Raw genomic sequence first — 25,979 nt, 5'->3', positions numbered from 1 at the left:
CTTACAGACAAACTTGGTTTAGATAGGGTGCCGTATTCTTGTCGGGTGGCGGCTAGCGCCTTACCCGACCTACAAAGCCATCAATATCATCAGGTTATGCACTCCCGGTAGGCCCGGTAAGGCGCTAGCCGCCACCGGGCAATTTCTGAGACGCACACTTTGTTAGCAATCTGAGACACTCTGTACCTGAGCTTCGCGTTTTTTCAGACTAATAATGGTCAGCGCCAGCACGATAAGCACGATACCTGCGCCTTCCACCAGACCCGGATTTTCCCCTAACAGCCACCAGGAAAAAAGTACACCGCAGACCGGCACCGCCAGGGTGCTCAACCCCGCGACGCTGGCAGGCAAATTACGCAATACAAACAGCCATAGACACCAGGCCAGCGCTGTCGCCAGAACGGCGCTATATCCCAACGCCCAAAAAACGCCGGGTTGCCAGTCAATGCTGCGCTGCGGCACCAGCCACGCCACCGCGCTCATCACCAGCGCGCCATACAGCATCTGCCAGGTCGTCAACGCCAGCAAATCAACATGCGGATAGCGGACATACATCCGCTTTACCACAATCGCACTGGCTCCCCAGCTCATCCCGGAGAGGATCGCCAGTAGCGCGCTTTTCATCGATGAAAAATCAAGTTGCCACGGTTGCAGCACCAGCAATAAACCGCATGCCGCCACCCCAATCGCAGCATACTGCAACCGCCGCATGCGCTCGCCTAAAAACAGCGCCGCCATAATCACCACCCAAAACGGCATGGTATAGCTCAGAATGGCGACCTTCCCGGCCCCACCGCTGACCAGCGCCCACTGCGCCAGCCCCACCATACCGCAGGTCTGCAACAGGGCAATCGCCAGCGTATAGCCAAACGGCGTTGGCCGCATCCCACGCCCGCGCAGGAGCAAAACGATAAGCAGCAAAGCGGCACCCAAAATACAGCGTAGCGCGGTAAAATCGAACGCGCCGATATAGAGCGTCACCTGCTTCATCGCAATCCAGCTGTAGCTCCAGATAAGCGTCAGAATAATCAGGCCGCCGAAGGCCCGCAGGCTGCTGTTCCCTGCCATAGTTATCATCTATCCGTTATGAAGATTTTGCGGGCACTATACTCGCTTTACTGACGGGGCGATAAACCAAAAGCGGCGACGAAGGGTGTTTTCGTCGCCGCAGAGCAGAGAAAGCGGGGATAAATCTAAATCTTGCTTACGCCGGGCGCACGCCCAGGGTGTGGCAAATCGCGTAGCTCATTTCCGCGCGGTTCAGCGTATAGAAGTGGAAATCCTTCACCCCTTCGCGGCTTAAAATCTTCACCATGTCCATGGCGATATTCGCGCCCACCAGCTGACGGGTTTCGGCGTCATTGTCCAGACCTTCGAACATTTTCGACATCCACGTCGGGATCCGCACGTTGGTCATATCGGCAAACTTTTTCGCCTGTTTAAAGTTCGAGACCGGCAGAATGCCCGGGATAATTTCCACGTCAATTCCCGCAGAGACGCAGCGGTCGCGAAAACGCAGATAGCTTTCGACATCAAAGAAGAACTGGGTAATCGCGCGGTTTGCACCCGCATCCACTTTACGTTTCAGGTTGAGCAGGTCAGCCTGGGCGCTTTTGGCTTCCGGGTGGACTTCCGGATAGGCCGCAACGGAAATATCAAAATCCCCGACCTCTTTGAGCAAAGTGACCAGATCGGCTGCGTACATATCCGGCTTACCGCTGCCCGGCGGCAGGTCGCCACGCAGAGCAACGATATGGCGGATTCCGCTATCCCAGTAATCCTGGGCAATGGCGCGCAGCTCATCGCGGCTGGCATCAATACAGGTCAGATGCGGCGCGGCTTCCAGACCGGTACGATCCTTAATGCCTTTGATAATACTATGGGTACGGTCACGTTCACCGGAATTGGCGCCGTAGGTAACGGAGACAAACTTCGGCTTCAGGCTGCTCAGGCGATCGATGGATTTCCACAGGGTTTGCTCCATTTCACTGGTGCGCGGCGGAAAGAATTCAAAGGACACATTAATCTGACCCTGCACTTCCGCCAGGCTCTGATTCAGGGCTTCCCGCTGATTGGCGTGAAAAAAGCTCATACCTTACCTCATCAATCGCATTTTATTGTTTGTTGTGTTCGCGAACTTCTATACGTTTAGACGTCCAGATGTAAAAATGACGGAAAAGAGCGCAGGCGTCAATAGAAAAATCTGCGTAAAGAGTGAGGAATATTCAGGCAAGTTGAAAAAAGCTCATCTGTTTTCGAGCCGCTTTACCTGCTCCTGTCAACCGGCAGCAGCAAACTCTCAGCAAATTAGGATTTTTTTATCCGCACAATTTTGAAGCACTTCAAATAATCACAATTTCCCCCGATCCGATGATGAAAATGAGGTTGCGATGTAATCTGCCTTGTCCCACGATAAGTAGAACGTTCTACTACAACGTTCTACTTAATAAAAATAACGCAACATTGCGTCTTCATCGGGGGAATCAGCATGGGTCTGATATCAGGGTTCATAAAGTCATTATCAAAATTGTCGATGATTGGCCGGGCATTAATGCTGCCAATTTCACTTCTGCCCGCGGCGGGCTTACTGCTGGCTTTCGGCGATAAATTCCATTTACCGCTGATGATGAACGCAGGCGGGGTCATCTTTGATAACCTCCCGATGCTGTTCGCTATCGGTTCTGCGGTTGGCCTGGCATCGGAATCCGGTATTGCCGCGCTTTCCGCCGCCGTTTCCGTTTTCGTCACCAATATCACCATCGGCACCGTGCTGAGCATTACGCCGGAGATGGCGTCCCAGGGCGGAAAATATGCCATGGTAGTCGGCATCCCAACGCTGCAAATGGGGGTCTTTGGCGGGTTAATTTGCGGCATCCTTGCCGCCTGGTGCTACAACCGCTTCCACTCATTGCAGCTGCCTGAGTTCCTGGGTTTCTTTTCCGGCAAACGTTTTGTGGCAATCGCCACCGCCTTCCTGTCATTTATCCTCGGCCTGCTGCTGCCTTATATCTGGGAGCATATCCAGTCGGGCATCGATGCATTATCGGTGGTCATCAACGGCGATAACCAGGCGGCGTCGACCTTTATCTTTGGTCTTGTTGAACGTGCGCTCATCCCGCTCGGCCTGCACCATATCTGGTATCCCTCTTTCTGGTACTCTTTCGGCGACTTTACGACCCAGAGCGGTCAAATGATCCACGGCGACCAGACCATCTGGTTCAAAATGCTGGAAGAAGGCGTGAAATCGTTCAGTTCCGATAGCTATCAAAACGCGGGTAAATTCATGCAGGGCGAATTCCCGCTGATGCTGTTCGCGCTGCCGGCAGCCTGCCTGGCGATGTACCATGAAGCGCATACCAAAAATAAGAAAATCGCGGCCGGTATTCTCTTTTCAGCCGCCCTGACCTGCTTCCTGACAGGTATTACCGAACCGGTCGAATTCACCTTTATTTTCGTCGCACCGATTTTGTATGTGTTCAACGCCATCATGGCGGGTCTGTCCTATATGGCCATGTACCTGCTGCACGCACATATCGCCAAATCTTTTTCTGCCGGGTTTATCGACTACATCTCCTTTGGCATCCTGCCATCGTTGAATGGCTACCAGACCAACTTCCTGAGCGCAGTGTTTGTTGGCGTGCCGATGGCGCTGATTTATTATTTCACCTTCCGTTTCGTCATCCGTCGTTTTGATGTTAAAACACCGGGCAGAATTGAAGTGACCGTGACCGCTGATGATAAAACCGATGCCGAGCTGGCAACGGAGATCATCAACCTGCTCGGCGGCGCGAAAAATATTGATTCTGTCGGTTCCTGCATCACCCGACTTCGCCTGGAAGTTGCCCAGCGAGACGCTGTCGATAAAGATGGCCTGAATGGAATTGGCGCACGCGGGGTGGTATTTGTCGGCGATAATGGCATCCAGGTTATTTTTGGTGCCAGAGCGCAATTTATCGCACAAACCATGTCGGGGATGATTGGCAAATAATCAGAAGGTGTTATGGTGTGGAAGATCGCCCGTCCCTGGCTGGCGATCTTCTTCTATCTGACTGTCATAAAAGAGTTTTCAGGGAGAGATTTTGAAGAAAGTCAGCATCATTGATGTCGCTAAAATGGCGGGGGTTTCCGTTTCGACGGTATCGTTAGTACTGCGTCAGAAAGGGAAAATCTCCGAAGCCACCATTGAAAAAGTCAATGCTGTTATCAACGAACTGGGCTACGTCCATAACGTTGCCGCTGCGAACCTGCGCTCGAATACCTCCAATCTTATCGGCCTGATATTGCGCGATTTCAGCGACAGCTTTTCTATCAAAGTCATGGCCAGCATCGTGCAGGAGCTGGAAACTCAGGGTTATATGGTTTTCCTCGGCCAGCCGCGCGACGATAGTGAATATCTCGAACGTTGCTTACTCTCTTTCAAACAGCAGGGCGTCGCAGGGGTGATTTATCTGGCCTCCGACTCCGCCACCTTGCCCACCCCGCTGCTTCAATACCCGCTTCCGCTGGTTATCGTGTCACAGACGCCGCTGGCAGAAAGTTGCAATCAGGTTGTTCGCGATAACCGCCAGGCGGCGAGCCTTGCCACGCGCTATTTGATCGAACGCGGGCACCGTTACATTGCCTATATTGGCGGTCAGGAAAACGATCTCATCCGCCAGCAGCGCCTGTTGGGTTTTCGCTCCGTGCTGGACAAGTACGACATGACGATGCGCGACGAATTCATGCCGGCATGCAGTAACGATACCCAGGCCGCCAGCGTTGCCACGCGCCAGCTGCTCGAGAAAAACAACGCCATCACCGCGTTGCTCTGCCACTCCCCGGATGCCATGATCGGCTGCCTCAGCGGGATTAACCAGGTGGGGCGAACCGTCGGTAAAGATGTATTCCTTACCCAACAGGTTGCGCTGGTCGGCTTTGAAGACATGATGCACGTGAATTTGACCTCACCCTCCTTTACTTACGTCTCTTCGGCTAGCGAAGAAACCGGGCGTCAGGCGGCAACCCTGATAACGCGGAAGATCAAAGAACCAACGCTGCAAACGCAGAGCATCACGCTTTCCGGGCAACTGGTGGCGAGAGAATCCGCCTGATGCGCTAGCGAGCCGCCAGGCAGCTGTCCAGCAGAGGAAGCCATTTTTGAACGGATTCATGATTGTGCGGGGCGTAAATGACGCCGAGACCCAGCGGCATCCGCTCTCCTTCATGCAGTTGGCAAAAAACCACGCCCTGACGCTGAATAGCAGAAAATGACGCCGGCAGCAGGATCATCCCCTCCCCACACGCAATACGCGCCAGCAGGACATCATGCTCCGCCGGTTCCTCCACGTAGCCCGGCGTATAGCCTGCGCGGTCAAAAATGCGCCGCGTATAGTCAAAAAAGTCAGGATTACGCTCACGCTTAAACCAAAACAGCGGTCGATGATTAAGCATGCTTAACATGAGATTTGCCCGTTCGGACTCTGGCCAGGATGCAGGCAACGCCGCAATGAGCGGTTCGCGATACGGCAAAGGATGCAGACTCAGCCCCTCGGTATTCAGCGGCAGCGCTACCAGCGCCGCATCAAGCTTACCTTTTCGCACCCGTTGGGCCAGGGCCGGTGATGATTGCCGGGTGATATGCAAAGCGCTCGAATAATCACTCAGTGCGGACTCTACTGCGGAAAAAATACCTTGCTCAAAGGCCGTCGTTAGCCCCAGACGCAGGGGCTGATACGAATATTCAGAGAGCTGGCCCAGCGCGGCCAGAGTGCGGTCCTGAAGATCCAGCAGCGGCTGAATAATATCCAGCACCCGCCGCCCCTCATCGGTAAGAATCAGGCCTTTGGTGTGACGCAAAAACAACGTCACCCCCAGCTGCGTTTCCAGATGGCGGATATGACGGCTTAGCGGCGGCTGCGAAATAAATAGCCGCTGCGCCGCCCGACTGATGTTGTTCTCCTGTGCGACGACGGCAAAGTAGCGCAGCTGGCGAATATCCAGAGTGTATAAACGTGAATTTGTCATACTGAAAAGGTATCACGAAAAGGATATTACTCAAGCCCGGCGAACTTCCCTAATCTTGCTCGCAACCCATAATTACCATGAGGAAAGAACATGACCAGCGTTCGTTTTACCACCGGACTTGAGATGCTGCAGCGCGTGGATGGCAAAGGCGGCGATGCCGTCGTCAACAGCCTGAAAGATATCGCCCCCGATTTTGCCCGCTATCTGATCGAGTTTCCCTTCGGCGACATTTACGCCAGGCCGGGGCTTGATTTACGTAGCCGGGAAATCGCCACCATCGCCGCACTAACGGCCCTAGGCAACGCCGCACCGCAGCTAAAAGTGCATATCGCTGCCGGATTAAATGTCGGCCTGACGCAAGAAGAAATCACGGAAGTCATTATGCAGATGGCAGTCTATGCCGGGTTCCCGGCAGCCCTGAATGGCCTGTTTGCCGCCAAAGAGGTTTTCGCTGCGCACTAAAGCTGAAAGACCAGGCGCAGCCTGGTCTTTTACTCGATATTACAGCAGCTGCGCCAGACGATTGATATCGGACTGAATCGCCCCTGCAGTCACATCCCGACCAGCGCCTGGCCCACGGATCACCAGCGGATTATCACGATACCAGCGGCTCTCGATAGCAAAGACGTTATCGCACGGCAGCAGCGCCGCCAGCGGATGCTCTTCGCGCACCGCTTCAACGCCGACACGGGCTTTACCATTAGCGTCGAAACGCGCGACATAACGCAGCACCAGACCCATTTCACGCGCTGCTTCCAGACGCTGTAGCATCTGCTCGTTCAGCTCTTCGCCATTCTCAAAGAAGTGATCGACGGAGCCTTCTTCGCAGTGGGCTGGTACCAGCGACTCCACGCGCACCTGATCCGGCTCGATGTTGTAACCGGCCTCACGCGCCAGGATCACCAGCTTACGCATCACGTCTTTCCCTGAAAGGTCCACGCGCGGATCGGGCTCGGTCAGCCCCTGCTGCCAGGCCTGATCGACAAGGTCGGTGAACGGCACGGTGCCGTCAAATTGCAGGAACAACCACGAAAGCGTGCCGGAGAAAATGCCGCTCAGCGCCAGGATATTATCGCCGCTATCAATCAGATCGCGCACCGTGTGGTTGACCGGCAGCCCCGCACCGACGGTGGCGTTGTACAACCAATGACGGCCCGTTTTCTCAAACGCGTCATGAATCTGCCGATATTTACTGCTGCTACTGGCACCCGCCAGCTTATTGGCGCTAATAACGTGGAAGCCATGGCTTGCGAAATCAAGGTACTGATCGGCCAGTTGCTCGCTGGCGGTCACGTCCAGCACCACTAAATCATCGTACGGATGCGCACGCATCCACAGGAACAGTGACTCTTCATCCTGTTCAACGGCTTCATCATTAAAGAAAGCCAGCGCGCGACTGGCGTCCAGACCTTCATAATTGAGCAAGCTGCGGCGGCTATCCACTACCCCAGCGAGAATAAACTCGAAACCGGTGCGAGCGGAGAGCGTAGTCTGCTCGCGGGCAAACAGCTCCAGCCAGCGGGAACCGATATTGCCTTTACCAAACAGCACCAGACCAATGCGTTTTTCCGCGCGGAACAGCGACTGATGTAAGCCCTGAATCAGGCTTTCGGTTGGTCCGGCGCGCAGCACCGCGACCAGGCTGATGCCCTCTTCAGATTGCCAGGTAAACTCCACTGGCTGGCCTTTGAGCTGCTGCCAGAAACGGTGGCAGTGCAGCGGATTACGTGTCACGCCAGCACCAACCATCGCCACCAGCGCCAGCTTCTGGCGCAGGCGCAGTTCGCCCGGCAGCCCCGCTTCATCGAGCAGTTTCAGCGCACTGTCGGCCACTTCAGAGGTGTAGCAGAACTGCAGCAGCTTACGGTCGGCGTGTACACCCACCGCCAGCGGGCGCAGCTGGGCGCGTTTTAAAATCGCATCCAGATCTTTATGCGCCAATTTGAAATCCTGACCACCGGGCACCTGGAATTCAATCAGGCAGACATCATCATGACTGGTGACAATCCGCGCCCCGGTGCCGGAAGCCAGCACGCGTTCGATACGCGTAGAGCCTTGATCCGGCGTATAGCTACAGCGTAATTGTAAATCGATATCGCTGCCGGATACCGGCTGTAAGGTACGGGCATGCAGCACCGGTGCCGCCAGACGGGCCAGTTCGCTGGCCTCATCAAGGCGCAGCAGCGGCAGCAGGCAGGCATCTTTCACCTTACGCGGGTCAGCGCTGTAGACCCCAGCCACGTCGCTCCAGATAGTGACGCGAGTCGCCCCGGCCAGCGCGCCGATTTGGGTAGCGGAGTAGTCGGAGCCGTTACGCCCCAGCAGCACGGTTTCCCCGGCGTTGTTACGCGAGATAAAGCCGGTCACCACCAGACGTTTGTTCGGATGCTGCGCCATCAGCTGTTGTAAAAGCGGATAAGATAAACCTTCATCCACCTGCGGCTGCGCGGAGCGTTCGGCGCGTAAGAAACTGCGCGCGTCCAGCCATGCGGCTTCCACGCCGAGATGATTCAGCACCGCCGCCATCAGGCGAGCCGACCAGACTTCGCCATGGCCGACGACTTCGGCATATACCGCGTCCGTCACGCCGCTATCAAGCAGCCCGGCCAGGCGCTCAAGATCGTGAATAAACGTGGCGATCAGCGCATCGGCAGCGTCTGCCGACAGCAGCCCGGAAATCAGCTCCGTCTGGTAACGACGAAGCGACTGTTGCACTTGATGCGCAGAGAGACGATCGGTTTGGCTGAGCTTCAGCCAGCTGATCAACTGGTTGGTGGTACTGCCGGCGGCGGACACGACCATCATATCGCCCGCCTGCGAATACTCCGTCATGATCCCCGCGACGCGCAGGTAACATTTCGCATCCGCTAAACTACTCCCACCAAATTTGTGCAGTTGACGACCCTTCGCCCCTGCCTGCGCAATCACACTCATGTTTATTCCTCGTTTGCTGCCCGGAAGCCATTTTCCAGGTCGGCAATTAAATCTTCACCATCTTCAATACCGGTCGAAATACGCAGAAGCGTTTCTGAGATCCCCGCCGCCGCACGCGCCTCAGGCGCCATGCCCGCGTGGGTCATCGTCGCCGCATGGGAAATCAGACTTTCTACGCCACCCAGCGATTCCGCCAGTGTAAACAGCGATAATCCGCTCAGGAAACGACGCAGCGTCTGCTCATCGCCATCCAGCTCGAAGCTTAGCATCGCGCCAAAACCTTTTTGCTGACGCGCCGCAATCTCATGCCCCTGGTTTTCCGGCAAGGACGGATGGTACAGTTTTTTCACCAGCGGTTGGGTTTGCAGATAATCGACAATCGCCTGCGCATTGCGCTGCGCCACTTCCATACGCGGAGAGAGCGTACGTAAACCGCGCAGCAGCAGGTAGCTATCAAATGCGCCGCCGGTGACGCCGATATTATTCGCCCACCATGCCAGTTCGGTGACAATCGCCGGATCTTTAGCGATAACCACCCCGGCCACCACATCAGAGTGACCGTTCAAATATTTGGTGCATGAATGCAACACCAGATCGGCACCCAGCGCCAGCGGATTCTGCAATGCCGGGCTCAGGAAGGTGTTATCCACTACGCTCACCGCGCCAGCCTCACGCGCCAGCCCGCAGATTTTCGCAATATCCACAACTCTCAGCAATGGATTACTTGGGCTTTCGACCAGAACCAGCTTGGGTTTTTCCGCCAGCGCGGCGCTCAACGCCTGCTCGTCATTCTGATCGACAAACAGCACGCGGTAACAACCCCGTTTCGCCAGGCTATCAAACAGACGATAGCTGCCGCCGTAGCAGTCATGCGGCGCCACCAGCACATCGCCTGGTTTCAGGAATACCGTGGTGACCAGCAGAATCGCCGACATCCCGGTATTGGTGAGAACCGCCCCCGCGCCGCCCTCTAGCTCTGCCAGCGCACGCTGCACCACATCACGGGTCGGGTTACCGCGACGAGAATAGTCGTGAGCGCGAGGTTCGTTAAATCCGGTGAAGTTATAGGTGCTGGAGAGGTGAATCGGCGGGACAACGCAACCGTACTGCTCGTCGTCATTTAAACCGCTACGCACTGCGATGGTGGCCTGTTTACGCGTCATGTTGGGGAGTTCCTGGCTGAATCGGTGAAAAGTCAGGCTTCAGAGTAAACATAGTTATAATAGACGTCAATACATCTGGACATCTAAACTTCTTTGCGTATAGATTGAGCAAACAGGAAATAGCCGTTAAAATTATATGCATTAGCGCACATCCGTAGCGGCTTGTTTGGTGTCAGACGCGTCCCTCTACGGTAAACTACGCGCAATTATGGCCTGAACTCGCGTTCCTGGCCCTTAACTAATGAATAGAGGATTAAAGGTAACTCATGGCTGAATGGAGCGGCGAATATATCAGCCCATACGCTGAGCACGGTAAGAAGAGTGAACAAGTAAAGAAAATTACGGTTTCCATTCCTCTGAAGGTGTTAAAAATCCTCACCGATGAACGCACACGTCGTCAGGTGAACAACCTGCGTCACGCCACCAACAGCGAACTGCTGTGTGAAGCGTTCCTGCATGCCTTTACCGGTCAACCGTTGCCTAACGATGAAGACCTGCGTAAAGAGCGCAGCGATGAAATCCCGGAAGCGGCGAAACAGATTATGCGTGAAATGGGTATCGACCCGGATACGTGGGAATACTAAATCACTGAGAGCGGCCAGGGAAACCAGCCGCTCTTTTTAGTTGTATTTACCCTAAATAATTCGAGTTGCAAGAAGGCGGCGACGCAGGGAATCCCCTGGAGCTTACTGAAGTAAGTGGCTGGGGTGAGCGAGGAAAGCCAACGCACATGCAACTTGAAGTATGACGGGTATAACAAGGATGTTATGCCATGAAGTATTGTGTTCTGGCGCTTAGCCTGGCGTTGACCTTCTCCGCGCATGCCTGGGAACCGCAGACCGGCGATATCGTTTTTCAAATCTCCCGGTCATCACAAAGCAAAGCTATCCAGCTGGCGACGCATTCTGATTACAGCCACACCGGCATGATCGTGATTCGCGATAAAAAACCCTACGTCTTTGAAGCCGTTGGGCCGGTGGTTTACACGCTGCTGCAAAAGTGGGTCGCGCAGGGTGAGGACGGCAAATACGTCGTCCGACGCGTGCGCGGTGGGCTTACTGATACGCAGCAAAAACAGCTGGCGCAAACGGCAAAGCGCTACCTCGGTCAACCTTACGATCTCTTCTTCTCATGGAGCGACGAGCGTCAGTACTGCTCCGAGGTCGTGTGGAAGGTGTATCACCGCGCCCTGGCGCTACCGGTGGGTAAACTGCAAAAGCTGAGTGAGTTCGATCTCAGCTCCCCGGCCGTTCGCGCCAAACTCAAAGAGCGTTATGGTCAGAATATCCCGCTGAACGAAACAGTGATCTCGCCGCAGGCGCTATTTGACGCCCCGCAGCTGGAAACCGTAGAGAAAAACTGGCCGCTGTTCTCCTGGTAATGAATCAGGAAATCCTGGTTATGACATGGAAATACTTACTGACAGGGGAAAATGTAGTGAAAGCGGTAGAAGAGAAGACAACCTGCCTGAATGGGTACTGCTATCCTCTGTAAAACAGAGACAAAAAAGCCGCCCTGAGGCGGCTTCTTCTTCAGCAAATTACTTGCTGGTACCCGGCACGCTGAAACGCTTGTTGAAGCGGTCAACACGGCCACCGGTAGCAACATCACGCTGTTTGCCGGTGTAGAACGGGTGGCATTTACCGCACACGTCGAGGTTCAGGTCGTGACCAACGGTAGAGCGGATTTTAATGACGTTACCGCAAGAGCAGTTTGCAGTAACTTCGTCGTATTTCGGATGAATATCTTTTTTCATGGGAGAACCTCAGTTAAGGCCGCGTCGCTCTTCCAGCCCTAACGCCAGACACCACGCGATGTTAATAATTTCCCGTCGCTATTCCGCTATGCGAAATCCCCGGGTAATAGATTTTGATGCTGCACAAAGCACATCAAAGGCGGCGAATCATACAGAATTTGACCAGCATATGCAAACTGATCCGCGAGCCCTTATCACAATGTGTATACTAACCCGCCAGATTTCAAGTCAGGAAGATTAAATGCCCGTCGCTCACGTTGCCCTGCCCGTTCCGCTGCCCCGCACTTTTGACTATTTGCTGCCTGACGGTATGCCGGTCAAAGCGGGCTGTCGCGTGCGCGTTCCGTTCGGCAAGCAGGAGCGCATCGGCATCGTAACGGCGATCAGCGAGCGGAGCGAATTACCGCTCAATGAGCTCAAACCGGTTGCTGAAGTCCTCGACGCCGAGCCCGTCTTCTCCTCTTCCGTCTGGCGACTACTGCTGTGGGCAGTGGATTACTATCATCATCCGATTGGCGATGTGTTATTCCACGCGCTACCGATCATGTTGCGCCAGGGGAAACCCGCCAGCGCGACGCCGATGTGGTACTGGTTTGCCACCGAGCAAGGGCAAGCGGTTGATATCAATAGTCTTAAACGCTCACCAAAACAACAGCAGGCGCTGGCGGCTCTGCGTCAGGGGAAAATCTGGCGTCATCAGGTTGCCGAGCTGGAATTTAACGATGCCGCGCTACAGGCGCTGCGGGGGAAAGGTCTTACTGAGCTGGCCAGCGAAGCGCCTGGTATCACCGACTGGCGAACAGGATTCTCGGTTCCCGGCGAGCGCCTGCGTCTCAACACTGAACAAGCAACCGCTGTTGGCGCGATTCACAGCGCCTCAGACAGCTTTTCCGCCTGGCTGCTGGCCGGGATCACCGGGTCCGGGAAAACGGAAGTTTATCTGAGCGTTCTGGAAAACGTGCTGGCGCAGGGTCGCCAGGCGCTGGTGATGGTACCGGAAATCGGCCTGACGCCGCAGACTATCGCCCGTTTCCGCCACCGTTTTAACGCTCCGGTAGAAGTGCTGCACTCAGGTCTTAACGACAGCGAGCGTCTTTCGGCGTGGCTAAAAGCCAAAAACGGCGAAGCGGCGATTGTGATCGGCACCCGTTCGTCGCTGTTCACCCCATTCAAAGACCTTGGGGTGATCGTTATCGACGAAGAGCACGACAGTTCTTACAAACAACAGGAAGGCTGGCGCTACCACGCTCGCGATCTGGCGGTCTGGCGCGCACATAGCGAGCAGATCCCGATTATTCTTGGTTCGGCGACCCCGGCGCTGGAAACGCTTTATAACGTTCGTCAGGGCAAGTATCACCAGTTGAAGCTAACCAAACGTGCGGGCAATGCGCGCCCGGCCCGACAACATGTTCTGGATTTAAAAGGGCAGCAGCTCCAGGCCGGGCTTTCTCCGGCGCTGATCGGCCGCATGCGTCAGCATCTGCAGGCCGATAACCAGGTGATTCTATTTTTAAATCGCCGCGGCTTCGCGCCAGCGCTACTGTGTCACGACTGCGGCTGGATTGCGGAATGCCCTCGCTGCGACAGCTACTACACGCTGCATCAGGCCCAACATCATCTGCGCTGTCACCACTGCGACAGCCAAAGGCCAATTCCACGCCAGTGCCCCTCCTGCGGCTCAACGCACTTGGTACCGGTGGGGCTTGGAACCGAGCAGCTTGAGCAAGCGCTGGCACCGATGTTTCCCGATGTGCCGATTTCCCGTATCGACAGGGATACCACCAGCCGTAAAGGCGCGCTTGAACAATACCTCGCCGACGTTAATCGCGGCGGCGCGCGCATTCTTATCGGTACCCAAATGCTGGCGAAGGGCCATCATTTCCCGGATGTCACCCTGGTCTCTCTATTGGACGTTGACGGGGCGCTGTTTTCCGCTGATTTCCGCTCAGCGGAGCGTTTTGCTCAGCTCTATACGCAGGTTTCGGGACGCGCAGGCCGCGCTGGTAAGCAGGGTGAAGTGATCCTTCAAACTCATCACCCGGAGCACCCGCTGCTGCAAACGCTGCTCTATAAAGGATACGACTCGTTTGCCGAGCAGGCGCTAGCGGAGCGGCAGAGTATGCAACTGCCGCCGTGGACCAGCCACGTTCTGATTCGCGCGGAAGATCATAATAATCAGCAAGCGCCGCTATTTTTACAGCAGTTGCGTAACCTGCTACAGGCCAGCCCGCTGGCTGACGATAAGCTCTGGGTGCTCGGCCCGGTCCCGGCGCTGGCACCGAAGCGCGGAGGCCGCTGGCGCTGGCAGATTCTGCTCCAGCATCCGTCACGCATTCGTCTGCAGCACATCGTCAGCGGGACCTTGGCGTTGATTAATACCTTACCGGAAGCGCGCAAAGTGAAGTGGGTCCTGGATGTCGATCCTATTGAAGGTTAAAGCTTCTCTTGCGAGGCGGATCGAAAAATTCAACCGCCATCACGTTTTTCATGAAAATTCTGTAACTCTCTGGATGTACTATCTGTTAAAAATGTTGCTGATGTCAGAACGCAAGGGATGTGTCTGCGCCAGTCAGCGAGGAGAAAACAGGTGAAGCCCAAAAAACAGGTGGTTGCCGCCACGATGAAAGACGTTGCCGAGAAGGCAAACGTCTCTACGGCAACTGTATCCCGAGCGTTAATGAACCCCGATAAGGTTTCGCAGAGCACCCGTAACCGGGTAGAACAGGCGGCGCTTGAAGTCGGCTATTTACCACAATCGCTCGGGCGCAACATGAAGCGCAATGAGTCGCGCACTATCCTGGTGATTGTGCCGGATATTTGCGATCCCTTCTTTAGCGAGATTATTCGCGGCATCGAAGTCACCGCTGCGGAACAAGAGTATCTGGTGCTGATTGGCGATTGTGCTCATCAGAACCGTCAGGAAAAAACCTTTATCGATCTGATTATTACCAAGCAGATCGACGGTATGCTGCTGCTGGGTTCGCGCCTGCCCTTCGATGCGGGCGTAGAAGAACAGCGTAATCTGCCGCCGATGGTGATGGCTAATGAGTTCGCGCCCGAGCTGGAGCTGCCGACGGTGCATATCGATAACCTCACCGCCGCATTCAACGCCGTTAACTATCTGCAAGAGCTAGGTCATCGCCGCATTGGCTGTATCGCTGGTCCGGAAGAGATGCCGCTTTGCCATTATCGCCTGCAAGGCTACGTTCAGGCGCTGCGCCGCAGTGGAATGACCGTCGATCCACACTATATCGCTCGCGGTAATTTTACCTACGAAGCCGGAGCCAATGCGCTGGAACAGCTTCTGTCATTACCTGTACCGCCAACGGCTGTTTTCTGTCATAGCGACATTATGGCGCTGGGCGCACTCTCGCTGGCGAAACGTCGCGGGCTGAAAGTTCCTGAAGATCTGTCTATTATTGGCTTTGATAACATCTCTTTGTCTGAATTTTGCGATCCACCATTGACGACCGTCGCGCAACCGCGTTTTGATATTGGCCGCGAAGCGATGCTGCTTTTGCTGGATCAGTTGCACGGGCACAACGTCAGCAGCGGCTCTCGATTACTCGACTGCGAGCTCATCGTTCGCGGCAGTACGCGCAAAATCCGAACATAACCATCAGGCTTTCGGGCCTGCTCTTCTGGTCAAAGGCCCGCCGCTTAAGTAACATGGCGGGCTGAAAAACGAATAAGACAGCGAAACGATAGTGGCACAACGAGATTATGTACGCCGCAGCCAACCGGCTTCTTCGCGGCGCAAAAAGAGCAATACCCGAAGCTCAAGGAACAAGCAAAGCGGCCTTTCAGCGGTTTCGCCCACTATGGTTGCGATCGCAGCGGCAGTGCTGGTGGCTTTTATCGGTGGACTGTACTTCATCACGCACCACAAAAAAGAAGAAGCTGAAGCGCTGCAAAATCGCCAGGCGGCAGGTAACGGTTTACCGCCGAAGCCGGAAGAACGCTGGCGCTATATTAAAGAGCTGGAAAGTCGCCAGCCTGGCGTTCGTGCGCCTACTGAACCGACAGCCGGCGGTGAAGTCATGAAGCCGGAACAGCTGACTAATGAACAGCGCCAGCTGCTAGCGCAGATGCAGGCCGATATGCGTCAGCAGCCCACTCAGCTGACCGAAGTGCCGTGGAATGAACAAACCCCGGCGCAGCGCCAGCAAACCCTACAGCGCCAGCGTTTAGCTCAGCAGCAGGTGCAGCAACAGCAGTTAGCACAGACCCAACAGCAAACTCAGGTTCAGCAGCCGCGAACTCAACCACGAGTTGTGGAGCAGCCCAAACAGGTACAGCAGCCGAAGCAAACCGCTTCAACCCAGCAGCCGTATCAGGATCTGCTGCAAACGCCAGCGCATACCAGTACTGCGCAGCCTAAAACGCAGGCCGCCGCACCGGTGACCCGCGTCGAGGAAGCACCGAAAACCGCCGCGACGGAGAAAAAAGACGATCGCAGCTGGATGATTCAGTGCGGGTCCTTTAAAGGCGCCGAGCAGGCGGAAACCGTTCGCGCACAGCTGGCATTTGAAGGCTTTTCCTCGCACATCACCACCAACAACGGCTGGAACCGGGTAGTGATCGGGCCACTGAAAGGCAAAGACAACGCCAGCAACATGATTGAACGCCTGAAGATGGCCGGACACGCAAACTGCATTCGTCTCGCCGCCAGGGGTTGAAACCCTCAAAATTCCCCCCATTTATAATTGCATTCTGCCCCGCGTAAACGCGGGGCCTCTATTCCGCTTTTGCAACCAAGGGGTCTGCTCGTGACTACAATTGTAAGTGTTCGCCGTAACGGCCATGTCGTTATTGCCGGTGATGGCCAGGCTACACTGGGCAACACCGTAATGAAGGGCAACGTGAAGAAAGTTCGCCGTCTGTACAACGACAAAGTGATTGCAGGCTTTGCTGGCGGTACCGCTGACGCCTTCACCCTGTTCGAGCTGTTTGAACGTAAGCTCGAAATGCATCAAGGCCACCTGGTGAAAGCCGCCGTTGAACTGGCGAAAGACTGGCGTACCGATCGCATGCTGCGCAAGCTGGAGGCGCTTCTGGCCGTGGCTGACGAAAACTCATCGCTTATCATCACCGGTAACGGTGACGTGGTGCAGCCAGAAAACGACCTGATTGCTATCGGCTCCGGCGGTCCTTACGCCCAGGCCGCAGCCCGCGCCCTGCTGGAAAATACCGAACTGGGCGCACGCGATATCGCAGAGAAAGCGTTGAATATTGCAGGTGATATCTGCATATATACCAACCACTTCCATACCATCGAAGAATTGACCTCCAAAGCGTAAGGATCTCCCATGTCTGAAATGACCCCACGCGAAATTGTCAGCGAACTGGACAAACACATTATCGGCCAGGACGCAGCCAAGCGCTCCGTCGCCATCGCTCTGCGTAACCGCTGGCGTCGTATGCAGCTTAACGAAGAGCTGCGCCACGAAGTCACGCCGAAAAACATTCTGATGATCGGCCCAACCGGCGTCGGTAAAACCGAAATCGCCCGTCGTCTGGCAAAATTGGCCAACGCGCCGTTTATCAAGGTTGAAGCAACTAAATTCACCGAAGTAGGCTATGTTGGTAAAGAAGTGGATTCGATTATCCGCGATCTGACCGATGCAGCGATCAAAATGGTCCGCATGCAGTCCATCGACAAAAACCGCTACCGTGCAGAAGAGCTGGCGGAAGAGCGCATCCTTGATGTGCTGATCCCTCCGGCAAAAAATAACTGGGGCCAGGCTGAACAGCCTCAGGAACCTTCTGCCGCGCGCCAGTCTTTCCGCAAAAAACTGCGCGAGGGGCAGCTCGACGACAAAGAGATTGAAATCGATCTCGCGGCTGCGCCGATGGGCGTTGAAATCATGTCCCCTCCGGGCATGGAAGAGATGACCAGCCAGCTGCAATCAATGTTCCAGAATCTGGGCGGCCAGAAGCAAAAACCGCGTAAGCTGAAAATCAAAGATGCGATGAAGCTGTTGATTGAAGAAGAAGCGGCGAAGCTGGTCAACCCGGAAGAGCTGAAGCAGGATGCTATCGATGCGGTTGAGCAGCACGGTATCGTGTTTATCGACGAAATCGACAAAATCTGTAAACGTGGCGGCAACTCTTCAGGCCCTGACGTTTCACGCGAAGGCGTACAGCGCGACCTGCTGCCGCTGGTTGAAGGCTGCACCGTCTCCACCAAGCACGGGATGGTGAAAACTGACCACATTCTGTTTATCGCCTCCGGCGCGTTCCAGGTGGCCAGTCCGTCTGACCTGATCCCAGAGTTGCAGGGGCGTCTGCCGATTCGCGTTGAGCTGAAAGCACTGACCACCCATGACTTCGAGCGCATCCTGACTGAGCCGAATGCCTCTATCACCGTGCAGTATAAAGCGCTGATGGCGACTGAAGGCGTTAATATCGAGTTCACAGAAGATGGCATCAAACGCATTGCTCAGGCCGCCTGGCAGGTCAACGAAACCACTGAGAACATCGGTGCGCGTCGCCTGCATACCGTACTGGAGCGTCTGATTGAAGATATCTCCTACGACGCCAGCGAAATGAACGGTCAAAGCGTGACTATCGATGCAGAATATGTCGGTAAACATCTGGATGTTCTGGTGGCAGATGAAGATCTGAGTCGTTTTATCCTATAATCCGGTTCAATATATTTTCATCACTATAGATGGGGCTATAGGTACCCAAAATAATTCGAGTTGCAGAAAGGCGAATCCCCAGTCACATACTGGACTAAGTGACTGGGGTGAATGACAAATCTGCCGGGAGCAGATTTGAACGTCGCTTGCGACGGCCCGTGAGGGCGAGGCCCATGGATGGGCCGAGTCGTCCGTAGCCAACGTACCTGCAGCTTGAAGTATGAAGGGTAGAGCCCCATTTTTATTGGCCGGGACTTATGACTGAACAACCGATAAACAAAACCCAGGCCTGGCTGGAAAGCCTGCGCCCCAAAACGTTACCTCTGGCCTTTGCCGCCATCATTGTCGGCTCCGCTCTTGCCTGGCATCAGGGCAGTTTCGATCCCTGGGTTGCCCTGCTGGCAATCATTACCGCCGGTTTACTACAAATACTCTCCAACCTCGCCAATGACTATGGCGATGCGGTCAAAGGCAGCGACAAACCCGATCGCATCGGCCCACTGCGCGGTATGCAGAAAGGGGCAATTACTCAGGCGCAAATGAAACGCGCGTTAATTCTGACCGTGGTGCTGATTTGCCTCTCTGGCCTGGCGCTACTGTTCTCAGCCTGGCAAACCATGGCCGACTTTATCGGCTTTATGGTGCTTGGCGTGCTGGCAATTATCGCAGCCATTACCTACACCGTCGGCACCCGACCTTACGGATACATTGGTCTCGGCGATATTTCCGTGCTGGTTTTCTTCGGCTGGCTTAGCGTTGTCGGAAGCTGGTACCTTCAGGCGCACAGCATTGAAGCGGTCATTTTCTTACCCGCGACCGCCTGCGGCCTGCTGGCTGCTGCGGTATTAAATATTAATAACCTGCGTGATATCGACAGCGATCGTGATAACGGCAAAAACACCCTCGCCGTACGTCTGGGGCCCGTTAACGCTCGTCGTTACCATGCCTGTCTCCTCATTGGCGCTCCGCTGTGCCTGGCGCTGTTTAATCTCATCTCGCTGCATAATCCCTGGGGCTGGTTGTTCCTGCTGGCTACGCCGCTGCTGGTTAAGCAGGCGCGTTTTGTGATGCGCGAGCGCGAGCCTGTGGCCATGCGCCCGATGCTGGAAAGAACGGTAAAAGGCGCGCTGCTGACCAACCTGCTGTTTGTTATCGGAATTATTCTCAGCAAGCTGGCAGGTTAACTGACAAATATCAATTAACAATTGATGATTTTGCCAACAACACGATTCCCGAGATATACTGAAAATTCTCGCAGCAACTGAACGTTAAGCCTATGAAATACGATACTTCCGAGCTTTGTGACATCTACCAGGAGGATGTCAACGTCGTGGAACCTCTGTTCTCCAACTTTGGGGGACGGTCGTCGTTTGGTGGACAAATCATCACGGTGAAATGTTTCGAGGATAACGGGTTGCTCTACGATATGCTTGAGCAGAACGGCCGTGGTCATATCCTGTTAATCGATGGCGGTGGTTCCGTTCGACGCGCATTAATCGACGCCGACCTGGCGCGTCTGGCCGTACAAAACGAATGGGAAGGGTTAGTGGTCTATGGCGCAGTGCGCCAGGTTGACGATCTGGAGGAGATGGATATCGGCATCCAGGCGCTGGCCGCCATTCCCGTGGGAGCCGCAGGTGAAGGTATCGGCGAAAGCGACGTTCGCGTCAACTTCGGCGGCGTCACCTTCTTCTCTGGTGATCATCTGTACGCTGATAATACCGGGATAATTCTCTCAGAGGATGCTCTGGATATTGAGTAACGCCCCCGTTCATAAAAAAGGCCTTCTCTCTGAGAAGGCCTTTTTATTTCACACAAAAACTTAGTACAGCTTCTTAGCGCAATCCAGCCAGTCACTTTTGAACGGACGCTTCATGCTTTCGATGGCGTCAATGATATCGTGATGAACCAGCTTCTCATTCTGAATACCAACACAGCGACCGCCAAAGCCCTGCAGCAGCAGGTCGATAGCATATGCGCCCATACGAGATGCCAGAATTCGGTCATAAGGAACCGGGGAGCCACCGCGCTGGATGTGACCCAGTACGGTTGCACGGGTTTCACGACCAGTCTCTTTCTCAATATACTCAGCCAGTTCGTGGATATCGCACATATGTTCAGTAATGGCCACGATAGCGTGTTTTTTCCCTTTAGCGATACCGGCTTTAATTTCTGTCACCAGATCATCACGGGTGTAGTCAACTTCAGGAACCATGACGAATTCACAGCCGCCGGAGATTGCTGCTGCCAGGGTCAGGTCGCCGCAGTAACGGCCCATCACTTCAACAACGGAAATACGTTGGTGAGAGGAAGAAGTATCACGCAGGCGGTCAATCGCCTCAACAACGGTGCTCAGCGCAGTAAAGAAACCGATAGTGTAGTCAGTACCTTTAATATCGTTGTCGATAGTGCCCGGCAAACCGATGCACGGGAAGCCCATTTCAGTCAGGCGCACAGCACCCATATAAGAACCATCACCACCGATAACGACCAGCGCATCCAGGCCGCGTTTTTTCATATTCTCAAGAGCAACTGCGCGAATGTGTTCTTCGCGGAATTCCGGGAAGCGCGCCGACCCCAGGAAGGTGCCGCCACGGTTGATCATGTCGGAAACGCTATAGCGGTCGAGCTGAACCATACGATCTTCATACAGGCCGAGGTAACCGTCATAGATTCCAAAAACTTCCAGACCTTCCGTTAATGCCGCGCGCACAACGCCACGAATTGCTGCGTTCATGCCCGGCGCATCACCGCCACTTGTCAACACACCGATTTTCTTAATCATGACTACCTCTGAACTTAGGAAGCAAAAAATAATCCTGTTGCCTGAAGCGCCCCCTCACCAGGAGTGCCCATCGATAATTGCAATAGTATATCAAACGCTTCTGGCTGAATTGATTCAGGTCAGACCAAATGGCGGTAATTTATACAAATAATGCCGATCCGCCCCACATTTTTACATCGAGTTTACAGACTATAACCGAAAGCTCATAAAACACCCTGCTGTGCTAACGGCACCACAGAGCACGGATCCTGATGAATAATCACATCAGAACCCGGAAAACGGTGCAGAATCGCCTGCTCCACCTGGTCGGCAATCACATGAGCCTGAACCAGCGGGAGATTATCTTCCATTTCCAAATGTATCTGAATAAAGCGAGTCGGCCCTGACTGCCGTGTTCGTAGATCGTGCGCCCCGCTGACTCCGGGCCATGCGGTCACGATATTGATAATGTCCTGGCGTTCCTCATCAGGAAGCGCGCGGTCTAATAACGACTGGACGGCGTCATAAGCCATGCGCAGCGCGCTATATAAAATATAGACGCCAATGCCCAATGCAAACAGCGCATCGGCACGGTGCCAGCCATACCAGGAGAGGCCGAGCGCCACCAGAATTGCGCCGTTCATCATAACATCAGACTGATAATGAAGCATATCCGCCCGTACTGCCTGACTTTGAGTTTTTCTCACCACCCAGCGCTGGAACGTCACCAATACCAGAGTACTTATCAGCGCAATGAGCGTCACAATCATCCCGACCCCCGCCGCCTGCATCGGTTCAGGGCGCACCAAGTGCTGAATACCGGTCAGGAACAGAAATAATGCCGAGCCGGAAATAAACATACTTTGCGCCAGCGCGGCCAGCGACTCCGCCTTACCATGGCCAAAGGTATGTTCTTCATCGGCAGGTTGTAGCGAATAACGCACGACTAACAGATTGGTTAACGAGGCGGCAATATCGACTAGCGAATCAACCAACGCCGCCAGAATACTCACTGATCCGGTATACCACCACGCAAAAATCTTGATCAAAAGTAATGCAGAGGCCATCACCGTTGCCGCAATAGCCGCACGACTCACCAGCTGCCCATAGGATTGATTCATAAACGCTCCTTACTTCGCGATGCGCTTAGTATAACCCGATCTTTTGCCGGGACGGGGAGCAAGGGAGAGGCCATTTGGCCGAATGACAGGCAAAAAAAACCCCCACATCATGTGGGGGAAGACAGGGATGGTGTCTATGGCAAGGAAAACAGGGTTTGTTACTGGGGTTGCAGGGTATTGCTACTACTGGAAAGCATCATCGCTGAGCCTTTTTGCATCCTTGCAACCTCACGCAACTGATCCATTCGTTGCTGGTGCTTAGCATTTAAAACCGCTTGCTGCTCTGGCGTTAACAGGTGGTACATCTGGTTGCGAACTTTTGCCATTTCAACCTGGCGGGCAACCTGTTCCTGCGCCATCTTATCTGCCTGAGCGCGTACAGCGTTTTCATCAAAATTTTCTGCGGTGACAAGGCTATGCATTGTCTCCATTTCGCTAACATTAACGGGTAACCTGTCGTGGCGTGCCCGGTGCATAAGATCACGTAACTGCTGTCGTTGGTGTTCGGTTAAACTTATGCCGTCAAACATATGGCTCTGGCCGCTGCGCTGTGCCCCGACATCTCCGGGTAGCCAGTTAACGCTGGTGACGACTTCAGCAGCCTGGCTATATGCACTTAGCACCAGCGTTGAGGCCATGACGGCAGCGATAACATTGCGCATCACATACTCCCAAAACGTTTGTGTCGCGATTCAACGAGAGACAGTTTACGATGCAGGCTGCAAACATGCGTCAGGGGGTGTAAAACAACGTAAAGTCATGGATTAGCGGGCCTTGATGACGTAATTTCTGCCTCGGAGGTATTTAAACAATGAATAAAATCCTGTTAGTAGATGATGACCGGGAGCTCACCTCCCTGTTAAAAGAGCTGCTCGATATGGAAGGTTTTAATGTGCTTGTCGCCCATGACGGGGAACAGGCGCTAGCCCTTCTTGACGACAGCGTCGATTTACTTTTGCTTGATGTGATGATGCCGAAGAAAAACGGTATCGATACGCTCAAAGAGTTGCGTCAGACACACCAGACCCCGGTTATCATGCTAACGGCCCGCGGCAGCGAGCTGGATCGCGTTCTTGGCCTTGAGCTGGGCGCGGACGATTATTTGCCTAAGCCGTTCAACGATCGCGAGCTGGTGGCGCGTATACGCGCTATTCTGCGCCGTTCCCACTGGAGCGAGCAGCAGCAAGTGACCGAAGCCGGTTCGCCCACGCTGGAAGTGGATGCCCTAAGCCTTAACCCGGGTCGCCAGGAAGCCAGCTTCGATGGACAGACTCTGGAGCTGACTGGTACTGAATTCACCCTGCTCTACCTGCTGGCGCAGCATCTCGGCCAGGTCGTGTCGCGTGAACACTTGAGCCAGGAAGTGCTGGGCAAACGTCTAACGCCGTTTGACCGCGCTATCGATATGCACATCTCCAACTTGCGGCGTAAGCTGCCAGAGCGCAAAGACGGCCATCCGTGGTTTAAAACTCTGCGCGGACGCGGCTATCTGATGGTATCGGCTTCATGATTGGAAGTTTAACCGCACGCATCTTCGCTATTTTCTGGCTCACGCTGGCATTGGTGTTGATGCTGGTTCTGATGCTGCCCAAGCTGGACTCGCGCCAGATGACCGAGCTGCTGGAGAGCGAGCAACGTCAGGGCATCATGATTGAACAGCACGTCGAGGCCGAACTGGCGACCGATCCGCCAAACGACCTGATGTGGTGGCGTCGTCTGTTTCGTGCCATCGATAAGTGGGCTCCGCCGGGCCAGCGCTTGCTGCTGGTGACCAGCGAAGGACGCGTTATCGGTGCTGAACGCAACGAGATGCAGATTATCCGCAACTTTATCGGCCAGGCGGATAACGCCGACCATCCGCAGAAAAAGCGCTATGGTCGTCTGGAAATGGTCGGGCCCTTTTCCGTGCGGGATGGCGAAGATAACTACCAGCTCTATCTGATCCGCCCTGCCAACACGTCGCAATCAGACTTTATCAATCTGCTCTTTGACCGGCCGTTATTGCTGCTGATCGTCACGATGTTAGTCAGCGCCCCGCTGCTGCTATGGCTCGCATGGAGTCTGGCTAAGCCCGCGCGTAAGCTGAAAAACGCCGCCGATGAAGTCGCTCAGGGCAACCTGCGTCAACATCCGGAACTGGAAGCCGGCCCGCAGGAGTTTTTAGCCGCCGGGACCAGCTTTAACCAGATGGTGACCGCGCTGGAACGCATGATGACCAGCCAGCATCGTCTGCTGTCCGACATCTCCCACGAGCTGCGCACGCCGTTGACGCGCCTGCAGTTAGGCACCGCATTGCTGCGCCGCCGCAGTGGGGAGAGCAAAGAACTGGAGCGCATCGAAATGGAAGCGCACCGGCTGGACAGCATGATCAACGATTTGCTGGTGATGTCGCGTAATCAGGCTAACAACGCGTTGGTCAGCGAGACGGTAAAAGCTAATCAGCTTTGGGGTGAAGTGCTGGATAACGCCGCATTTGAAGCCGAGCAGGTAGGGAAATCGTTCACTGTGGAGTATCCGCCAGGGCCATGGCCGCTGTACGGTAACCCCAACGCGCTGGAAAGCGCGCTGGAGAATATCGTGCGTAACGCGCTGCGCTACTCGCATACGAAGATTTCAGTGAGCTTCTCGGTGGATAAAGACGGGATTACGGTGAACGTCGATGATGACGGTCCGGGCGTCAGTCCGGAAGATCGCGAGCAAATTTTCCGTCCGTTTTACCGGACCGACGAGGCGCGCGATCGCGAGTCTGGCGGTACCGGCCTGGGGCTGGCGATTGTTGAAGCCGCCATTCAGCAGCACCGCGGTTGGGTGAAAGCCGACGACAGCCCGCTGGGCGGTTTACGCTTAACCATCTGGCTGCCGCTGTACAAACGCACTTGATGAGTTTCTCCCGGGGGATTTATTTCCCCCACAATCTCCGGGAATTGTCTTCGATCTGCCCGCTTAAACGCCGTTTCTGCATGGTACGGCTCCAGCTCACTGACAGCCCCGCCGCCGATAGCAGGCGATGGTACTGTTCGTCATCAAACGGCATATTCCACGCTATCGCACCCGCCTCATAGACGCTAACATCGCTTAGCCGGGAGACCAGCACCAGCGGCGTATCGCTGGATACCTTCCCGCCCACCACCACCCGATACAGCCAGCCAGTTTTGCCGCTGTTCTGCATCAGCTGCGCCATATCGCTAACGGCAAAGTGATAGTTAAGCTTAAAGCACGGCGAACGCGGCTGCGTCACCTGAATCAGCGCCTCTCCCCAGCGGAAGATATCGCCAATAAAGACGTTTTTTTCCGTCAGCCCTTCAGTCGAGAGGTTCTCGCCAAACGCCGGGGCGCAGAACAGGTCCGCCTGCTGCGGAAGTTCAAGGGCCCAGTGGGCGTAATGTTCACGCGGATAGTGGCACAGCGCGCGGTCCGGCCCGCCGTGAATTTTCTTCTCCGCCTGCTCATCGCCCTCAAGGCCGAGATCGCCGAGGGTTAATTCACCATCGACCTGAATTTTGCTTATTGCGCTCGGACGGCTGCCGGGATAGTCGCGAATGCGCCCAATGTAGACATTTAGCGGATAGTGCATCTGCTGCTCCTTGCTGCGGA

The 25,979-nt window shown here is 54.9% G+C and carries 24 protein-coding genes; 14 read left to right on the top strand and 10 right to left on the bottom strand.

The features are described from left to right. Nucleotides 1-162: 162 nt before the first annotated feature. Both HV127_RS07630 and metF read right to left on the bottom strand, forming a co-directional pair. Nucleotides 163-1,068, bottom strand: coding sequence for a DMT family transporter (locus HV127_RS07630; RefSeq protein WP_182235508.1), 906 nt, complete (start codon nucleotides 1,066-1,068; stop codon nucleotides 163-165). Nucleotides 1,069-1,204: 136 nt separating this feature from the next. Continuing rightward, nucleotides 1,205-2,092 carry a methylenetetrahydrofolate reductase gene (metF, locus tag HV127_RS07625; protein WP_181484205.1) on the bottom strand — a complete coding sequence of 296 codons (888 nt, stop codon included), beginning with the start codon at nucleotides 2,090-2,092 and terminating at the stop codon, nucleotides 1,205-1,207. 396 nt (nucleotides 2,093-2,488) lie between these two features. Here metF and HV127_RS07620 point away from each other — a divergent pair, with 396 nt between their 5' ends. Then, nucleotides 2,489-3,988: a PTS transporter subunit EIIC gene (locus HV127_RS07620; RefSeq protein ID WP_182235507.1), complete on the top strand. Its 1,500-nt coding sequence runs from the start codon at nucleotides 2,489-2,491 to the stop codon at nucleotides 3,986-3,988. Nucleotides 3,989-4,079: 91 nt separating this feature from the next. After that, entirely contained in the window at nucleotides 4,080-5,090 is a 1,011-nt protein-coding gene (gene malI / locus HV127_RS07615; protein ID WP_110276161.1) for a Mal regulon transcriptional regulator MalI, read from the top strand. A gap of 4 nt (nucleotides 5,091-5,094) precedes the next feature. Here the strand turns inward: malI and HV127_RS07610 are convergent, their stop codons facing one another. Further along, a complete protein-coding gene (locus HV127_RS07610; protein ID WP_182235506.1) occupies nucleotides 5,095-6,003 on the bottom strand; it encodes a LysR family transcriptional regulator in 909 nt (302 codons plus the stop codon). Between the two features lie 90 nt (nucleotides 6,004-6,093). On the opposite strand from HV127_RS07610, the gene HV127_RS07605 reads away from it, so the two are divergent. Further along, nucleotides 6,094-6,465, top strand: a complete 372-nt coding sequence (locus HV127_RS07605) for a carboxymuconolactone decarboxylase family protein (RefSeq protein ID WP_182235505.1) — start codon at nucleotides 6,094-6,096, stop codon at nucleotides 6,463-6,465. 39 nt (nucleotides 6,466-6,504) lie between these two features. Here the strand turns inward: HV127_RS07605 and HV127_RS07600 are convergent, their stop codons facing one another. Further along, on the bottom strand, nucleotides 6,505-8,937 hold the full coding sequence (locus HV127_RS07600) for a bifunctional aspartate kinase/homoserine dehydrogenase II (RefSeq protein WP_182235504.1): 2,433 nt from the start codon (nucleotides 8,935-8,937) through the stop codon (nucleotides 6,505-6,507). A gap of 2 nt (nucleotides 8,938-8,939) precedes the next feature. After that, entirely contained in the window at nucleotides 8,940-10,100 is a 1,161-nt protein-coding gene (metB, locus tag HV127_RS07595; protein WP_110276157.1) for a cystathionine gamma-synthase, read from the bottom strand. Nucleotides 10,101-10,366: 266 nt separating this feature from the next. Between metB and metJ the strand changes: the two genes are divergently transcribed. Then, nucleotides 10,367-10,684 carry a met regulon transcriptional regulator MetJ gene (metJ, locus tag HV127_RS07590; protein ID WP_004869405.1) on the top strand — a complete coding sequence of 106 codons (318 nt, stop codon included), beginning with the start codon at nucleotides 10,367-10,369 and terminating at the stop codon, nucleotides 10,682-10,684. A 188-nt stretch (nucleotides 10,685-10,872) separates the two neighbouring features. Further along, nucleotides 10,873-11,481 carry a YiiX family permuted papain-like enzyme gene (locus HV127_RS07585; protein WP_182235503.1) on the top strand — a complete coding sequence of 203 codons (609 nt, stop codon included), beginning with the start codon at nucleotides 10,873-10,875 and terminating at the stop codon, nucleotides 11,479-11,481. Between the two features lie 159 nt (nucleotides 11,482-11,640). On the opposite strand, the gene rpmE is transcribed toward HV127_RS07585, so the two are convergent. After that, complete coding sequence (gene rpmE, locus HV127_RS07580; RefSeq protein WP_110276155.1) at nucleotides 11,641-11,856, bottom strand: 50S ribosomal protein L31; 216 nt, start codon at nucleotides 11,854-11,856, stop codon at nucleotides 11,641-11,643. A 241-nt stretch (nucleotides 11,857-12,097) separates the two neighbouring features. Here rpmE and priA point away from each other — a divergent pair, with 241 nt between their 5' ends. The 7 genes from priA to rraA all read left to right on the top strand — a co-directional run bounded on the left by priA (nucleotide 12,098) and on the right by rraA (nucleotide 20,262). Continuing rightward, nucleotides 12,098-14,293, top strand: coding sequence for a primosomal protein N' (gene priA, locus HV127_RS07575; protein ID WP_182235502.1), 2,196 nt, complete (start codon nucleotides 12,098-12,100; stop codon nucleotides 14,291-14,293). Between the two features lie 150 nt (nucleotides 14,294-14,443). Then, on the top strand, nucleotides 14,444-15,472 hold the full coding sequence (cytR, locus tag HV127_RS07570; protein ID WP_110276153.1) for a DNA-binding transcriptional regulator CytR: 1,029 nt from the start codon (nucleotides 14,444-14,446) through the stop codon (nucleotides 15,470-15,472). Between the two features lie 91 nt (nucleotides 15,473-15,563). Beyond that, the gene (gene ftsN / locus HV127_RS07565; protein WP_182235501.1) at nucleotides 15,564-16,535 is read left to right on the top strand and encodes a cell division protein FtsN; all 972 of its coding nucleotides are present in this window, start codon (nucleotides 15,564-15,566) and stop codon (nucleotides 16,533-16,535) included. 90 nt (nucleotides 16,536-16,625) lie between these two features. Then, nucleotides 16,626-17,156, top strand: a complete 531-nt coding sequence (gene hslV, locus HV127_RS07560; RefSeq protein WP_110276151.1) for an ATP-dependent protease subunit HslV — start codon at nucleotides 16,626-16,628, stop codon at nucleotides 17,154-17,156. 9 nt (nucleotides 17,157-17,165) lie between these two features. After that, nucleotides 17,166-18,500, top strand: coding sequence for an HslU--HslV peptidase ATPase subunit (gene hslU / locus HV127_RS07555; RefSeq protein WP_110276150.1), 1,335 nt, complete (start codon nucleotides 17,166-17,168; stop codon nucleotides 18,498-18,500). Between the two features lie 257 nt (nucleotides 18,501-18,757). Then, nucleotides 18,758-19,684, top strand: a complete 927-nt coding sequence (gene menA, locus HV127_RS07550; RefSeq protein WP_182235500.1) for a 1,4-dihydroxy-2-naphthoate polyprenyltransferase — start codon at nucleotides 18,758-18,760, stop codon at nucleotides 19,682-19,684. 92 nt (nucleotides 19,685-19,776) lie between these two features. After that, nucleotides 19,777-20,262 carry a ribonuclease E activity regulator RraA gene (gene rraA / locus HV127_RS07545; protein ID WP_181484216.1) on the top strand — a complete coding sequence of 162 codons (486 nt, stop codon included), beginning with the start codon at nucleotides 19,777-19,779 and terminating at the stop codon, nucleotides 20,260-20,262. 60 nt (nucleotides 20,263-20,322) lie between these two features. Here the strand turns inward: rraA and pfkA are convergent, their stop codons facing one another. From pfkA to cpxP, 3 genes are all read right to left on the bottom strand, one after another. Beyond that, entirely contained in the window at nucleotides 20,323-21,285 is a 963-nt protein-coding gene (pfkA, locus tag HV127_RS07540; protein WP_182235499.1) for a 6-phosphofructokinase, read from the bottom strand. 203 nt (nucleotides 21,286-21,488) lie between these two features. Next, complete coding sequence (fieF, locus tag HV127_RS07535; RefSeq protein WP_112216337.1) at nucleotides 21,489-22,385, bottom strand: CDF family cation-efflux transporter FieF; 897 nt, start codon at nucleotides 22,383-22,385, stop codon at nucleotides 21,489-21,491. A 158-nt stretch (nucleotides 22,386-22,543) separates the two neighbouring features. Further along, a complete protein-coding gene (cpxP, locus tag HV127_RS07530) occupies nucleotides 22,544-23,047 on the bottom strand; it encodes a cell-envelope stress modulator CpxP (RefSeq protein ID WP_181484219.1) in 504 nt (167 codons plus the stop codon). Nucleotides 23,048-23,196: 149 nt separating this feature from the next. On the opposite strand from cpxP, the gene cpxR reads away from it, so the two are divergent. Both cpxR and cpxA read left to right on the top strand, forming a co-directional pair. Next, a complete protein-coding gene (gene cpxR, locus HV127_RS07525; RefSeq protein ID WP_110276144.1) occupies nucleotides 23,197-23,895 on the top strand; it encodes an envelope stress response regulator transcription factor CpxR in 699 nt (232 codons plus the stop codon). Then, nucleotides 23,892-25,265, top strand: coding sequence for an envelope stress sensor histidine kinase CpxA (cpxA, locus tag HV127_RS07520; protein ID WP_182235498.1), 1,374 nt, complete (start codon nucleotides 23,892-23,894; stop codon nucleotides 25,263-25,265). The genes cpxR and cpxA overlap by 4 nt, the downstream gene beginning before the upstream one ends. Before the next feature lie 19 nt (nucleotides 25,266-25,284). On the opposite strand, the gene yiiM is transcribed toward cpxA, so the two are convergent. Further along, nucleotides 25,285-25,959, bottom strand: coding sequence for a 6-hydroxyaminopurine reductase (gene yiiM, locus HV127_RS07515; RefSeq protein ID WP_182240586.1), 675 nt, complete (start codon nucleotides 25,957-25,959; stop codon nucleotides 25,285-25,287). Between the last annotated feature and the right edge of the window lie 20 nt (nucleotides 25,960-25,979).

The organism is Klebsiella sp. RHBSTW-00215, assembly GCF_014103785.1.
In the GTDB taxonomy this organism is placed as follows: Bacteria; Pseudomonadota; Gammaproteobacteria; order Enterobacterales; family Enterobacteriaceae; genus Klebsiella.
Note: the sequence above shows the minus strand (reverse complement) of the source record. Positions and strands in the feature narration are given on the sequence as shown.